Origin of the sequence: Pseudonocardia sp. TRM90224 (assembly GCF_021245725.1) — a bacterium.
In the GTDB taxonomy this organism is placed as follows: domain Bacteria; phylum Actinomycetota; class Actinomycetes; order Mycobacteriales; family Pseudonocardiaceae; genus Pseudonocardia.
Genome location: NZ_JAJGSX010000003.1, coordinates 846,875 through 860,933, shown reverse-complemented (window position 1 = coordinate 860,933; position 14,059 = coordinate 846,875). Strand labels below are relative to the sequence as shown.

At 71.8% G+C, this 14,059-nt stretch carries 12 protein-coding genes; 6 read left to right on the top strand and 6 right to left on the bottom strand.

The annotated features are described in order from the left end of the window. Positions 1–52 precede the first annotated feature (52 nt). Positions 53–988, top strand: a complete 936-nt coding sequence (locus LL648_RS08280) for an ABC transporter ATP-binding protein (protein WP_232661811.1) — start codon at positions 53–55, stop codon at positions 986–988. Then, a complete protein-coding gene (locus tag LL648_RS08275; RefSeq protein ID WP_232661810.1) occupies positions 985–2,184 on the top strand; it encodes an ABC transporter permease in 1,200 nt (399 codons plus the stop codon). Before LL648_RS08280 ends, LL648_RS08275 begins: the two co-directional genes overlap by 4 nt. A 123-nt stretch (positions 2,185–2,307) precedes the next feature. Here the strand turns inward: LL648_RS08275 and LL648_RS08270 are convergent, their stop codons facing one another. After that, positions 2,308–3,252, bottom strand: coding sequence for an alpha/beta fold hydrolase (locus LL648_RS08270; protein WP_232661809.1), 945 nt, complete (start codon positions 3,250–3,252; stop codon positions 2,308–2,310). 146 nt (positions 3,253–3,398) lie between these two features. On the opposite strand from LL648_RS08270, the gene LL648_RS08265 reads away from it, so the two are divergent. Together LL648_RS08265 and LL648_RS08260 are read left to right on the top strand one after the other, a co-directional pair. Further along, positions 3,399–6,122 (top strand): helix-turn-helix transcriptional regulator, encoded by a 2,724-nt coding sequence (locus tag LL648_RS08265; protein WP_232661808.1) that lies wholly within the window; start codon positions 3,399–3,401, stop codon positions 6,120–6,122. Between the two features lie 18 nt (positions 6,123–6,140). Further along, positions 6,141–6,665 (top strand): AAA family ATPase, encoded by a 525-nt coding sequence (locus tag LL648_RS08260; RefSeq protein ID WP_232661807.1) that lies wholly within the window; start codon positions 6,141–6,143, stop codon positions 6,663–6,665. Between the two features lie 8 nt (positions 6,666–6,673). Here LL648_RS08260 and LL648_RS08255 read toward each other — a convergent pair whose 3' ends face one another. Beyond that, complete coding sequence (locus LL648_RS08255; protein WP_232661806.1) at positions 6,674–7,048, bottom strand: DUF6223 family protein; 375 nt, start codon at positions 7,046–7,048, stop codon at positions 6,674–6,676. A gap of 202 nt (positions 7,049–7,250) precedes the next feature. Here LL648_RS08255 and LL648_RS08250 point away from each other — a divergent pair, with 202 nt between their 5' ends. Further along, entirely contained in the window at positions 7,251–8,453 is a 1,203-nt protein-coding gene (locus LL648_RS08250) for a sensor histidine kinase (RefSeq protein ID WP_232661805.1), read from the top strand. A gap of 7 nt (positions 8,454–8,460) precedes the next feature. Then, positions 8,461–9,144 (top strand): response regulator, encoded by a 684-nt coding sequence (locus LL648_RS08245; protein WP_232661804.1) that lies wholly within the window; start codon positions 8,461–8,463, stop codon positions 9,142–9,144. Between the two features lie 19 nt (positions 9,145–9,163). Here LL648_RS08245 and LL648_RS08240 read toward each other — a convergent pair whose 3' ends face one another. The 4 genes from LL648_RS08240 to LL648_RS08225 all read right to left on the bottom strand — a co-directional run bounded on the left by LL648_RS08240 (position 9,164) and on the right by LL648_RS08225 (position 14,034). After that, the gene (locus LL648_RS08240; RefSeq protein ID WP_232661803.1) at positions 9,164–9,688 is read right to left on the bottom strand and encodes a sunset domain-containing protein; all 525 of its coding nucleotides are present in this window, start codon (positions 9,686–9,688) and stop codon (positions 9,164–9,166) included. Between the two features lie 68 nt (positions 9,689–9,756). Next, complete coding sequence (locus tag LL648_RS08235; protein ID WP_232661802.1) at positions 9,757–11,127, bottom strand: cryptochrome/photolyase family protein; 1,371 nt, start codon at positions 11,125–11,127, stop codon at positions 9,757–9,759. Between the two features lie 123 nt (positions 11,128–11,250). After that, a complete protein-coding gene (locus LL648_RS08230) occupies positions 11,251–12,549 on the bottom strand; it encodes a citrate synthase (protein ID WP_232661801.1) in 1,299 nt (432 codons plus the stop codon). A 117-nt stretch (positions 12,550–12,666) separates the two neighbouring features. Beyond that, the gene (locus LL648_RS08225; RefSeq protein ID WP_232661800.1) at positions 12,667–14,034 is read right to left on the bottom strand and encodes an APC family permease; all 1,368 of its coding nucleotides are present in this window, start codon (positions 14,032–14,034) and stop codon (positions 12,667–12,669) included. Positions 14,035–14,059: the final 25 nt, after the last annotated feature.

Sequence of the window (14,059 nt, the reverse complement as noted above, 5' to 3'; positions counted from 1 at the left end):
AACGTCGTTGTCGACGGTCACTCGGTCCGGCCTGCGCGGCGTCGCGGCCGGGATGGTCGGGCCTACTAGGGTCGCTGGCGTGCTCGACATCGACGGCGTGTCCAAGCGCTTCGGCGACCGGCAGGCGTTGGACGGCGTCACGTTCTCCGTGCGGCCCGGTGAGTTGTTCGGTTTCGTCGGCGGCAACGGCGCCGGCAAGACGACGACCATGCGGATCGTGCTGGGAGTGCTGGCCGCCGACGCAGGCGAGGTGCGGTGGAACGGCAAGCCCGTCGACGCCGAGCTGCGCAGGCGCATCGGCTACATGCCGGAGGAGCGCGGGCTCTACCCGAAGATGAAGGTCGGCTCGCAGCTGCGCTACCTCGCCAGGCTGCACGGGCTGTCCGCCGCGCAGGCCAGGGCGTCGATCGAGCACTGGACGGAGCGGCTCGGCATCGCCGCGCGCACCGGCGACGAGGTGCAGAAGCTCTCGCTCGGCAACCAGCAGCGCGTGCAGCTGTGTGCGGCGCTCGCGCACGACCCCGAGGTGCTGGTGCTCGACGAGCCGTTCTCCGGTCTCGACCCGACCGCCGTCGAGGTGATGAGCGGGGTACTGCGGGAGAAGGCCGACGCCGGCGTCCCGGTGATCTTCTCCAGCCACCAGCTGGAGCTGGTCGAGCGGCTGTGCGACCGGATCGGGATCATCGCGACGGGCCGGATGGTCGCCACCGGCAGCGTCGAGGAGCTGCGGGCACGCGACGGCTCCACCGTCGTCGACGTGCACGGGCCGCCTTCCGGCTGGGCCGAGACCACCACGGGTGTCGACGTGCTGGAGAGCAACGGCACCCGCACACGCATCAAGCTCGCCGACGGCACCGACGACCAGGACGTGCTGCGCGCCGCGCTGGCGGCCGGGCCCGTGCACGAGTTCCGGCGCTGGCGACCACCGCTCACCGAGCTCTACCGCGACGTCGTGCAGGACGCGCACACCGAGGAGGCGCCGGCATGAGCACCGCCGTCCGGTCCGGGCCCATCAGCGCCAACCAGGCTGTGCTGCTGGTCGCGCGTCGGGAGTTCGTCAGCCAGGTCAGGTCGCGCAGCTTCGTGATCGGGCTGGTGATCACGCTGGCGCTGTTCGCCGGCGGCGCGCTGCTGGGCGGCTTCCTCGCGAGCCAGAGCTCCAGCAAGTCGCTCGGCATCGTCGCGGCGGCCGCCCCGCTGCGGGCGGGCATCGAGGAGGCGGCCCGCACGCAGGGCCTGGACCTGCAGATCACGGAGGTCGACGAGGCCACCGGACGGGCCGACGTCCAAGGCGACCGGCGCTCCGCGCTGCTGGTCGGCACCGCAGGCAGCTACGAGCTGGTCGGACGCGACACCGTCGACTCCGGCCTGGAGGCGATCGTCGCGACAGCGGTACAGCAGCAGGCGCTGCGCACCGCGCTGGCCAGCGCCGGCGTCGACCCCGCCCAGCTGGCGGCCGGCTCACAGGTGGCGACAACGACGACCGAACCGGTCGACCCGCACCGCGGGGAGCAGCTCGTGCTCGCCATCGTCGGCACGATCCTGCTCTTCATCTCCTTCAGCGGCTACGGCCAGCTCGTCGCAACCGGCGTCGTCGAGGAGAAGCAGAGCCGGGTCGTCGAGCTGCTGCTGGCGACGATCAAGCCGTGGCAGCTGCTCGGCGGCAAGATCCTCGGGCTGGGCGCGGTCGGGCTGCTGCAGCTGGTGATCCTCGGGGCGATCGGGGTGGTCGGCGCGTCGCTGACCGGGATGCTGACGGTGCCCGGCGCGGCGTTCGGCATGTTCGTGATGGTGATCGTCTGGTACCTGCTCGGGTTCTTCCTGTTCGCGGCGCTGTACGCGGCGATCGGCTCGACGGTCTCGCGCCAGGAGGAGCTGAACTCCGTCATCGCCCCGATGATCTTCGTGATCATCATCCCGTTCATCCTCACGCTGAACCTGCTGCCGAACGACCCGCGCAACCAGGTCGCGACCGTGCTCTCCTACGTGCCGTTCTTCTCCCAGACCGTCATGCCGGCCCGCTACGCGCTCGGCGTCGCGTCGGTCTGGGAGGTCGTGGTGTCGGCCGTGCTCGCGCTGATCGCGATCGCCGTCGTCGTGCGGCTGGCCGGGCGGGTGTACCGCAACTCGATCCTGCGCACCGGCGCGCGCGTGAGCCTGCGGGACGCGCTGCGCGGCAGCTGAGTCGGCGTTCCCCGGGATGTGTGCGGCCCGCACGCGAGGGCAGGAAAGCCACTTTCCTGCCCTGTGAGGGCCGGAAAGTGGCTTTCCTGCCCTCCCAGCCGACCGGACGGAGCAGCCCCGCCCCTATGGCCGGTCCAGGAACGCGGTTGTGGTCGCCACGACCGCGTCGCTGCGCTCGGTGAGCACGCCGAGGTGCCCGGTTGCGGGGAGCACGGTCAGCTGCGCGTCGGGCAGGCCCTTGTGGTCGCCCGGAGTCCCGCCGCCCAGCAGCTCGAAGAGCCGAGCGGCGTGGGCGATGCTGACGTCGTCCGAGTCGCCGACGATGACGAGCGTGGCGGCGGCGATCGAGGCGATCTGCTCCGGCGGCACACCTTGGAACTGCAGGTCGAGCTGCTTGACCTTCTCCACGAGCCCGGTCCAGGCGCCGGGGTCGGGCGCGACGCTCGCGTAGATCTCGGGCAGCCCCGAGCCCGCGAAGTTGTCGGGGCTCATGGCGGCGATCCCTTCGAGCACGCCCGGGTAGTACCCGGCCTTGTCGAAGGCCGCGGAGGCGACCACCAGCTTCCGGACGAGGTCCGGGTGCTGGATCCCCAGCTTCAGCGCGGTCACGCCGCCCATGCTGTAGCCGAACACGTCGGCCCGGCCGACCCCGAGGTGCCTGAGCACGGCCACGGTGTCCGCGGCCATCCGGTCGTAGCTGAGCGGGCCGCTGCGGTCGGCCGTGTGGCCGTGGCCCTGCTGCTCGATCGCGATGACCTGGCGGTCCGCGGCCAGCCGGGGGATCATCCCGCCGAACGACATGTCGATCGCGACGAGCCCGCCGTGCAGCAGCACCAGCGGGGCCTTGCCCTCGCGCGCAGCTCCGTGCACCTCGTAGTAGACGTCGATCCCGTCGACGGGCAGGTAGCCGGTGGTGCGCGGCGCCGAGCCCGGTGCCGGTTCCGGGCCCGGTGGTGCCGGGCTCGGCGTCGCGCACGCGGCCAGCAGGATCCCGAGCGCGGCGATCCCCGCCGAGGACGCCAGAAGACCTCGCCGGCTGCCCTTCAGGGCTGGAACCGTCCTGACCATGTCGAATCTCCCCTCCGCTGCTGCGCCGTTCCAGCGCGGCGGCGACGTTATGGGAGGGAAGGAGCTGCTCGAATCGGTATCGCTACCGTCGGTACCGCTGTGCCGTATCGGACGAACGACGTAGCCGCGTTTGTTAGCGTCCTCGGATGATGCTGGGCCGGGTCGCGGAGCGCGCCCGTCTCGACGAGCTGCTCGCCGGAGCGCGCGCCGGCAAGGGCGGCTCGCTGCTCGTGCACGGTGAGGCGGGCATCGGCAAGACCGCGCTGCTCGGGCACGTCGCGGAGGCCGCCGATGTGCGGGTGCTGCGGGGCGTCGGGATCGAGTCCGAGGCCGAGGTGCCCTATGCGGGGCTGCACCTCCTGCTGTATCCGCATCTCGATCTCATCGACGCCTTGCCCGCGCCGCAGGCGGCCGCGCTGCGGATCGCGTTCGGCCTGGTCGGCGGCCCGGCCGGAGAGCGGTTCCTCGTCGGCGCCGCGACCTTGTCGTTGCTCTCCGAGCTGGCCAAGGAAGGGCCGCTCGCCTGCCTCATCGACGACGCACAGTGGTTCGACCAGGCGTCGGCCGAGGCGTTGCTGTTTGCCGGGCGCCGGCTGGAGGCCGAACCGATCGCGATGGTGTTCGCCGCCCGCGACGACACCGGACGGTTCCCCGCCCGCGGGATCGAGGCACTCCCGTTGCGCCGCCTCGACGGGGAGAGCTGCGCCGACCTGCTGAACCAGCACGCGAGCGGGCTGGCCGAGCACCTCAGGGCAAGGATCCTGAGCGAGGCGCGGGGCAACCCGCTCGCCATCGTGGAGCTCACGACGGCCGCCACCGAGCAGCGCACCGACCGCACCTGGTCGGTGCCGTACGAACCGCTGCCGGTGGCCGAACGTGTGCAGAACACGTTCCAGGCCCAGGTCAACGCCCTGCCCGAGGCGACCCAGCGGATGCTTCTCATCGCGGCGGCGGACGGCACCGCCAGCGTCGAGCTGATCATGGAGGCGGCCCGGCGGCTCGGGCTGGCGGCCGGCGACCTGGAGCCTGCCGAGCGGGCGCGCCTCGTCCGGGTCACCGGCGACGCGCTGAGCTTCCGGCACCCGCTGATCCGGGCCGCCGTCTACCAGGGCGCGCCACGCGCGTGGACGGCCGACGTGCACAGGGCACTGGCCGATTCGACGACCGGTGGCCAGGAGGACGATCGGCGTGCCTGGCACCTCGCCGCCGCTTCGGCCGAGCCGGACGAGGCCGTCGCCCGCGAGCTCGACCGGGCAGCACGACGCGCCCGGCAGCGCGGCGGGTCCGCGGCCGTCGCCGCCGCGCTCGAGGGTGCCGCCCGCCTCAGCACCGACACCGCGCTCCGCGCCGAGCGGCTGGTCGGCGCGGCCCGCGCGGCCTTCGACGCCGGCCGGCTGGACCGCGCCGCGGAGTTCGCCGCGGAGGGCGGCCGGCTGACCAGCGACACCCGGCTCGTGGCCGAAGCCGTCTGGATCCGGGCCCAGATCGCCTACGAGCGGGAGTCGCCGGCGGCCTGCGCCGCGCTGTGCTTGCAGGCCGCCGAGCCGATCGTCGAATCGCACCCTGAGCTCGCCGTCTCGATCCTCACCGACGCCATCGGATGCGCGAAGGACGCCGGTGCCCACGACATCGCCCGCGACGCGAGCCGGTTGCTGGCGGCGGTGGCTCTCCCGCGCAGCTCCGCGCAGGCGCCCGTCCTCGCCGGCATGATCGCAGTGGGCGAGCTGATCGACGGCCGGGCCACCCCGCAGGCCGTCACCGCGACCCAGGAGCTCGTGGACGCGGCACAGGCCGGACGGGTCACGGGATTCGTCGAGCGCGTCCTGGCCGCCTACCTCGCGCTGATGATCGCCGCCGACGACGACGCCACCCAGCTGATGGAGGCGCTCGTCGCCGAGACCCGCCAGCAGGGGTCGCTCAGCTGGCTGCCGTACGCGCAGGAACCGCTCGCGATCGCCCAGCTGCTGCGCGGCGAGTTGCGCGACGCCGAGACGACGATCGCCGAGGCCATCGCGCTGGCCACCGAGCTGGGGCAGGACACCCAGGTCGGCATCATGAACGCCATCCCGGCCTGGCTGGCCGCCGTCGCCGGCGACGCGCCCGGATGCGCGAGCCAGGCGGGCACCGCGCTGCAGGCCCGCGACTCGCACCCCACGAACGCAGCGCTGGCCTCGTGGGCCCTCGGCCTGCTCGACCTCGCCGAGGGCCGGTACGAGTCGGCGGCCGAGGACCTCGACGGCGTGTGCGGCGGGCCGGCCGCGAACGACTTCCCGATCCGGGCAGTGCCCGACCACGTCGAGGCGACGATCCGGAACCGGCAGCCGGAACAGGCCGAACGGCATCTGGCCGCCTTCCGCGAATGGGCACACCGGACGGCGCAGCCGCACTCGATCGCGCTCCTGCACCGCTGCGACGCGATGCTCGCGAACAGCGAGGACGCCGAGAAGCACTACGTCGCCGCCCTGGAGATGCACCGCCGCGGCACCCGCTTGTACGACCTCGCGCGGACGTCCTTGCTGTACGGCGAGTGGCTCCGACGCCAGCGGCGCCGCACGGACGCGCGGGCGCGGCTCACCGAGGCCCTCGCCGCGTTCGACCAGCTCGGCGCGGCCACATGGGCCGAACGCGCGCGGACCGAGCTGGCCGCGCTGGGCGACCGACCGGTGGCGCGGAGTCTCGACGCGGATCCCGTCGCCCGGCTCACGCCCCAGGAACGGCAGGTCGCGCGGCTGGCCGCCGCCGGGTTCAGCAACAGCGACATCGCCGCGCAGCTCTTCCTCAGCCCGCGGACGGTCGGCCACCACCTGTACCGGGCCTACCCGAAGCTCGGCATCACGAAGCGGATGGAGCTGTCCCGCTTCACCATCTGACTCCCGTAGGGTCCGGTCGTGCTTTGGTTGATCGTCGGGCTGCCGGGTGCCGGCAAGACGTCCAGGGCACGGGAGATCGCCCAGGCCCACGGGGCGCTGCGGTTGTGCCCCGACGACTGGGCCGCACCGCTGCTCGGCACGCTGCACATCGGCGACCTGCGCGACACCCTCGAGGGACTGCTGCTCGACCTCGGGATCACGGCCTTGCGGGCCGGGGCGCCGGTCGTCGTCGAGTTCGGGCTCTGGAGCCGCGACGAGCGCACGGCGCTGCGCTGGCTCGCGGCGCAGGCCGGGGTCGAGTGCCACGTCGAGTACCTGGCCGTCGACGAGCAGGAGCAGCGGCGCCGCGTGCGCGCCAGGGCGCTCACCGGCGCCGGCCCCGACCTCACCGACGCCGAGCTGGCCGAGGGCCGGATGCTCTTCGAGGAACCGAAGCCGGACGAGGTCGACGGCGCGCCGCTCGACGAGCCACCACCGCCGCACCCGGACTGGGGGCGGTGGGCGGCGGATCGCTGGCCCGGCCTGCGGGTCGGGCACGCCTGACGACCGGTTCAGCCCGTGCGGCGCGATCGGGCCACGGCGAGCCGGCCGAGCACGACGGCGACCAGCCCGATCCCCAGCGCGACGATGGCTCCGGCCCGCCCGTTGCCGGTCCCTATGCCACCGGTGGAGGTCGCCAGGTGCAGGCCGGCGAGCGCCATCCCGATCGGACCCACGACGAACGCCACGGCGGCGCCGGACCGGCCGGAACCGATCCGCCCCCAGGCTCGGGCCAGCGCCAGCCCGCCGGCGACCACGCCGACCAACCCGACGAGCCCGGCCGCAATGGCCCCGAGTCGCCCGGAGCCCCCGCCCACCGCAGGGGCGGCGAGCTGCGCTTCGAGCAGGACGGCCCCGGTGGCAGCGACCATGTGATCGATGAACATGACGATCCCTTCGTCGGCGGAACGATGGCAGCGATCGTGCGCGGCGGGACGGGCCGGCGCGTCGGGCCGCGGAGGTGTCTTCGGGCTGACGCGCTCGGCGTACCGTCCGCCGCTGGTGGTATCCACCTGCTACCGGCGCGGTAGTGGAGGGCCACGCCCGTCAGTGGATGCGGTGCCGCCGGTCGGCCGCGACGATGGGTCCGTGAACACCACGCGTGAGCCGGCCCGCCGCGGCGCGCTGCGGCCGGCCGCCGCCGACGCGGCACTCGGCGGGGTGGTGGCGCTCGCGATCCTCGTCGCCGCGTCCGTCGGTGTCGGGCCGGTGGTGACGGCGGCCCCTCGCCCGCTGGACGGCGGGGCGGTCGCCCTCGCCGTCGTGGTGGTGGCCGCGGTCGCGGTGCGCCGCCGGTACCAGGTCGCAGCGCTGATCCTGCTCAATGCCGTCCCGGTCGCCTGGTTCCTCGCTGCCTATCCCGGGCGGCTGATCACGGTGGCCCCGCTGATCAGCTGCTACACGCTCGCTGCGCACCGGGGCTGGCGGTGGGGGCTCGCGGCCGCCGTGCCCACCGCGACGATCGCGGTACTCACGATCCGGGTGGTGGCCGGCGACACCACGACCGCCGGCGTAGTCCCCGAGGCCGTGCTGCTGGTCGCCACCGCGGCCAGCGCCGGCGCGGCCGTCGGCTACCACCGAGCGGTGCTCGCGGCCACCCGGACCCGGCTGCTGAGGGAGACCCAGAACCGCGAGGACCGGGCGGGCCGGCTCGCAGCGGAGGAGCGGCTGCGCATCGCGCGCGAACTGCATGACGTGTTCGGGCACACCATGGCCACGATCAGCGTGCAGGCCGGGGTGGGCCTGCACGTCGTCGAGGAGCGCCCCGAGCAGGCTCGCGAGGCGCTGACCACGATCAAGAAGGTCTGCGACGAGGGCCTGATCGACGTCCGGACCATCCTCGGCGTCCTGCGCACCGACGTGACGAGCGAGGAGCCCGAGCACCCGCGCGAGCCCCGCAACGGGCTGCACCGGCTCGCCGATCTGATCGACACCGCGGCGGCCGCGGGGCTGCGGGTCGACCTGGACGTCGAGGGCGATCCCCGGCGCCTGCCCGCGCCGGTCGACCTCGCCGCCTACCGGATCATCCAGGAGGCGCTCACCAACGTGCTGCGCCACGCTGACGCGCGCACCGTGCGGCTCGCGGTGACGCACGAGCCCTCGCGACTGCTCATCCAGATCCTCGACGACGGCCCCGGCGTGAGCGGCGCCGACGGGCACGGCACCGACGGGCACGGCATCGACGGGATGCGCGAGCGCGCCCGCGCGTTGTCGGGTCGGCTCACCGCGGCCCCGCACCCGGACGGCGGATTCGAAGTGCGCGCCGAGCTGCCGGTGCCGCCCCGGCGATGATGTCCGCATGCACCCACCCGGCTCGGCGACCGAGCCCATCCGCGTGCTGATCGCCGACGACGAGGCCCTCGTCCGCGGCGGCTTCCGCGTGCTCATCGACACCGAGCCCGGCATGGTCGTGGTCGGCGAGGCGGCCGACGGGGCCGCCGCGGTGCGGCTGGCCAAGGAGACCCGCCCCGACGTCGTGCTCATGGACATCCGGATGCCCGGCGTCGACGGGTTGAGCGCCACCCAGCAGATCGCGGCCGACCCCGAGCTGGCCGGTGTCCACGTGCTCATCCTGACCACGTTCGACCACGACGAGTACGTCATCGAGGCGCTCGGCGCCGGCGCCGCCGGTTTCCTGATCAAGAACACCGAACCCCGGCAGCTCCTGGCCGGGATCCGCGTCGTCAGCGGCGGCGAAGCGCTGCTGTCGCCGGGCCTGACCCGGCGGCTGATCGCCCGGCTCGTCGAGCGGACGCCCCCACGCCTCGACCCCCGCGCGCTGGAGCAGCTCACCACCCGCGAGAGGCAGGTCGTCGGGCTCGTCGCCCAGGGCATGAGCAACTCCGACATCGCCGCAGCTCTCACCATCAGCCACGCCACCGCGAAGACCCACGTCAGCCGTGCCATGACCAAGCTCGGCGCCCGCGACAGGGCGCAGCTCGTCGCGCTGGCCTATCAGCACCGGCTCGTCGAGCCTTCCTGACGACGGCCCGGCGCGCCCGCTACTTGCTCGCGCGCTTCTTCGGCGTCCATTCCGTGAAGCCGGCGGCGGTGGCCTCCTCCGGGGTGCGGAACCACACCTCCGCCTTCGTGCGCTTGTAGTACGGGCTGCTCGGCGGGTGGAAGAGCATCGAGCCCGCGTTGCCCTTGATCGTGTACTCAGGGCCGGGGGCGGCACCGTCCGGACCGGCCGGAGCGCCACCCTCGGGTGTCGCGGCGATCGGCTGGGGCTTCGGCTCGCTCTTGGCCTTCGGCTCCGCCTTGGGCCGCGGTCTCGGCGAGGGCTTCGGGGTCGCTGCCGGCACGGGCTCGGCGGCGGGCCGCGCCTCGGTCCGCACAGCGCCGTTCGTCGATGCACCCGTCGACCCAGCCGGCGGGACCACGCGGACGGGCTCCCGTTCCGGCCACGGGCTGACGTCGGCCGCGGCGGTCCGGCGCGACCACAGGTACCACCCGCCGGCGCCCGCCACCACCAGGAGGACGGCCCACCCGCGACGGCGGCGACGGGGCGTCGAGTCCTCAGCCATGACCCATCCCTCTCCCTCGAAGTCACCGAAAGTATTCCCGACCCGCACAGGGAGCAATCGCCCACCCGTCAACTACGTGCGGATTTGACGGCCTCGTAGCGCGCGAGCGCTTCGAGGCGTTCCGCCTTGTGATCGACGATCGGCTCGGGATATCCGTCGGGAATGCCGTCGGGCAGGTTCCAGGGCTGGTGCACGGCCTTGCCCTGGACGCCAGCGAGCTCCGGGACGAACCGCCGGACGTACGCGCCGTCGGGATCGAACTTCTCGCCCTGGGTGATCGGGTTGAACACCCGGAAGTACGGCGACGCGTCGGTGCCGCTGCCGGCCGTCCACTGCCATCCGTGCTGGTTGGAGGCCAGGTCGCCGTCGACGAGCAGCTGCATGAAGTGGTGGGCGCCCCACCACCACGGCAGGTGCAGATCCTTCACGAGGAAGCTGGCGACGATCATCCGGACGCGGTTGTGCATCCACGCCTGCGCACGCAGCTGGCGCATTCCGGCGTCGACGATCGGGAATCCGGTGCGGCCCTCGCACCACGCCTCGAAGTGCGCGTCCGCGGCCTTCCCGGAAGCGAGCGGCAGCGCGTCGAAGGCGGTGTCGTAGTTCTTCCGGGCGGAGTCGGGGCGCTGGAACAGGATGTCGGCGTAGAACTCCCGCCACGCGATCTCGGTGCGGTAGACCTGCGCCGATCCGGAGCGGCGCCGCACGAGGTCGGCGAGCATCGTCCTGGGGTGGATCAGGCCGAACTTGAGGTACACCGACATCCGCGAGGTGCCGTCGCGGTCGGGTCGGTTCCGCTCGTCGCCGTAGTGGGCGACGCCGTCGTCGACGAACTCCTGCCACCGCTCGTGCGCGGCCTCCTCGGTGGCCTCCGGGAGGTCGGCGGCGACGGGCACGTCGTCCGGGATGGCCACGCCGCCGTTGTGGTCGAGCCACTCGACGGTGCCGGTGTCGGTCTGCGCCGGCCCGCGCCAGCCGTGCTCGTCCCACGCCCTGCGGTACGGGGTGAACACGCGGAACGCGCCGCCGTCGGTCTTGCGCACCCGTCCCGGCGCGACGGCGTAGGGCGAGCCGGTGCGGACCAGCTCGCGGCCGTCGTCGGCGAGCGCCTGCTCTACCGCCTCGTCCCGACGGGTGCCGTACGGGCCGTAGTCGGCGGCGACGTGCACCGTCGCCGCCCCGACCGCACGCGCGACCGCCGGCACCACCTCGGCCGGGTCACCCTCGACGACGTGCAGCTTGCCGCCGAGCGCGGCGTCGAGCGAGCGCAGCGTGCGGTACAGGAACGTCAGCCTGGCCCCACCCGCCGGCCCGAGCAGCGCGGGATCCAGCACGAACAGCGCAACCGCGGAGTCCGCCGCATCGGCGGCGGCGAGGAAGATCGGCTGATCGCGCACCCGGAGATCACGCCTGAACCAGACGACAGCGGTCGTACCCATCGCCCGAAGCTAGCCGCGCCTCCACCACCCCGCAGCACGGCGCGCCCACGAAACTTCCCCACCGTTTTGCCTACTTGCACACCCTGAAAGGCGTGCAAGTTGGCAAAACGGTGGGGAAGTTCGTCAGCGGTTCGACATCGACACGTACTCGCGCTCGGTGGCGCCGATGTACAGCTGCCGCGGGCGGCCGATCTTCGTGGTCGGGTCGTTGATCATCTCGCGCCACTGCGCGATCCAGCCGGGCAGCCGGCCGAGCGCGAACAGCACCGTGAACATCTTGGTCGGGAAGCCCATCGCCCGGTAGATGACGCCGGTGTAGAAGTCGACGTTCGGGTAGAGCTTGCGCTCGATGAAGTAGTCGTCGGCGAGCGCCTTCTCCTCCAGCTGCTTCGCGATGTCGAGCAGCGGGTCGGTCACGCCGAGCTTCTTGAGGATCTCGTCGGCGCTCTGCTTGACGATCTTCGCGCGCGGGTCGTAGTTCTTGTAGACCCGGTGCCCGAAGCCCATCAGGCGGGCGCCCTTCTCCTTGTTCTTCACGCGCTCGACGAACTTCTCGACGTCGCCGTTCTCCTCGTCGCGGATGCGCTGCAGCATCTCCAGCACCGCCTGGTTCGCGCCGCCGTGCAGCGGCCCGAAGAGGGCATTTATCCCAGCGGAGATGCTCGCGAAGAGGTTGGCGTGCGACGAGCCGACCAGCCGGACCGTCGAGGTCGAGCAGTTCTGCTCGTGATCGGCGTGCAGGATCAGCAGCACGTCGAGCGCACGGACGAAATCGGGATCGACCTCGTACGGCTCGGCCGGGAACCCGAACGTCAGCCGCAGGAAGTTCTCCACCAGCCCGATCGAGTTGTCGGGGTAGAGGAACGGCTGGCCGACCGACTTCTTGTAGGCGTACGCCGCGATCGTCGGGACCTTGGCGAGAAGGCGGACGGTGGACAGCTCGACGGCGTCGGAGTCGAAGGGGTCGAGGCTGTCCTGGTAGAAGGTCGACAACGCGCTGACGGCGCTGGAGAGCACCGGCATCGGGTGCGCGTCACGCGGGAAGCCGTCGAAGAACCGTTTCAGGTCCTCGTGCAGCAGCGTGTGCCGGCTGATCTTCGTGGTGAACGCCTCGAGCTCCGATTTCGACGGCAGCTCCCCGTAGATCAGCAGGTAGCTCGTCTCGAGGAACGTGGAGTTCTCGGCGAGCTGGTCGATCGGGTACCCGCGGTAACGCAGGATCCCCGCGTCGCCGTCGATGTAGGTGATCGCGGAAGAGCACGAGGCGGTGTTCCCGTAGCCGGAATCGAGTGTGACAAGCCCTGTCGAGGGCAGCAGCTTCGAGATGTCGAAGGCGGACGCTCCCTCGGCGGCGCTGCTGATCTGCATCTCGTGCTCACCGCCGGGGTGGTGCAGGACAGCGGTGGTTTTCTCGTCGGCCATGTGGAGGTTCCCTCACACTCAGGTTTGTGCGTTTGTTGCGCACAACGCTAGTGCTCAGCGGGCGTGTCGCGCCCGCTGGAGCCTGTGATGTCGCTGATGTCGCCAGGGTTTGCCTGACTACTCCGGCTCGGCGCTCGAGAGCTTGGCCGGGTCGACGTTCACCTTGCCGACGACGAAGTAGTTGATCACCCAGAGCACGACGCCGACACCGAGCAGGATGATCGCGATGAGGTAGCGGTCCCACGGGACACCGGCGAACGGGGTCACGAGGTAGCCGCACAGGACGATGCCCACCCACGGCGTCCACTTCGGCGCCTTGAAGTGGTCGTGCTCGACCTTGTCCTTGCGCAGCACCAGCACCGCGATGTTGACGATCGTGAACACCGCGAGCAGCAGCAACGCCGTCGTGCCGCCGAGCAGGGAGATGTCGGCGCTCGCCACGAGGATGATCGCGATGACGCTGGTGAACACGATCGCGACCCACGGGGTGCGCCGGCCCTCGTGCACCCGCCCGAAGATCGTCGGGATGATCCGCTCGTTCGACATGCCGTACAGCAGCCGGCTCGCCATCAGCATGTTGATCAGCGCCGAGTTGACGACGGCGAACAGCCCGATCACGGCGAAGACCGCCAGCGGGAAGCCGGGGGCCCCGACCTGCAGCACGCGGAAGAGGGCATCGCTCTTGGCGGCGGCGAGGTCGGCCGTCGGCACGAGCATCGACGACAGGATCGCCACGGCCACGTAGATCGTCGCGGCAGCGGTCATCCCCCAGAGCATCGCTTTCGGGAAGATCCGCACCGGGTCGTGGCACTCCTCGGCCATGTTGACGGAGTCCTCGAACCCGACCATCGCGAAGAAGGCGAGCGAGGTCGCCGCGGTGATCGCGAAGAACGCCGGCTGGGTGCCGGTGTTGATCTCGATGAGGCGCGAGGGCTCACCCTGGCCGCGTGCGACCGCGTAGAGCCCGACGCCGATGATCAGCAGCAGGCCGGAGAGCTCGATGCAGGTCAGCACGACGTTCGCCTTGACCGACTCGCCGACACCGCGGAAGTTGATCAGTGCGAGGCCGAGGATGAAGACAGCGGCCACGGCCCACGTCGGCAGCACGATGAACTGCTTCAGGTAGGTGTCGCCGAACGCCTTCGCCGCCGAGGCCGCCGACGTGATCCCCGACGACATCACGGTGAACGTGACCATGAACGTCAGGAAGTTGATGCCGAACGCCTTGTGCGTGTAGAGCGCGGCGCCCGCAGCACGTGGGTACTTGCCCACCAGCTCCAGATAGCTGAACGCCGTGATGAAGGCGACGATGAACGCCAACAGGAACGGGATCCACAGCGCGCCGCCGATGACGCCGGCCACCGAGCCGGTCAGCGCGTAGATGCCGGTACCGAGGATGTCCCCCACCACGAAGAACAGCAGCAACTTCGGCCCGATAGCCCGCTTGAGCGGAGGCTGGCCGGTGACTGTGCTCACATCCGTCATCCCCCGATGGTGACGGACGCGGTGA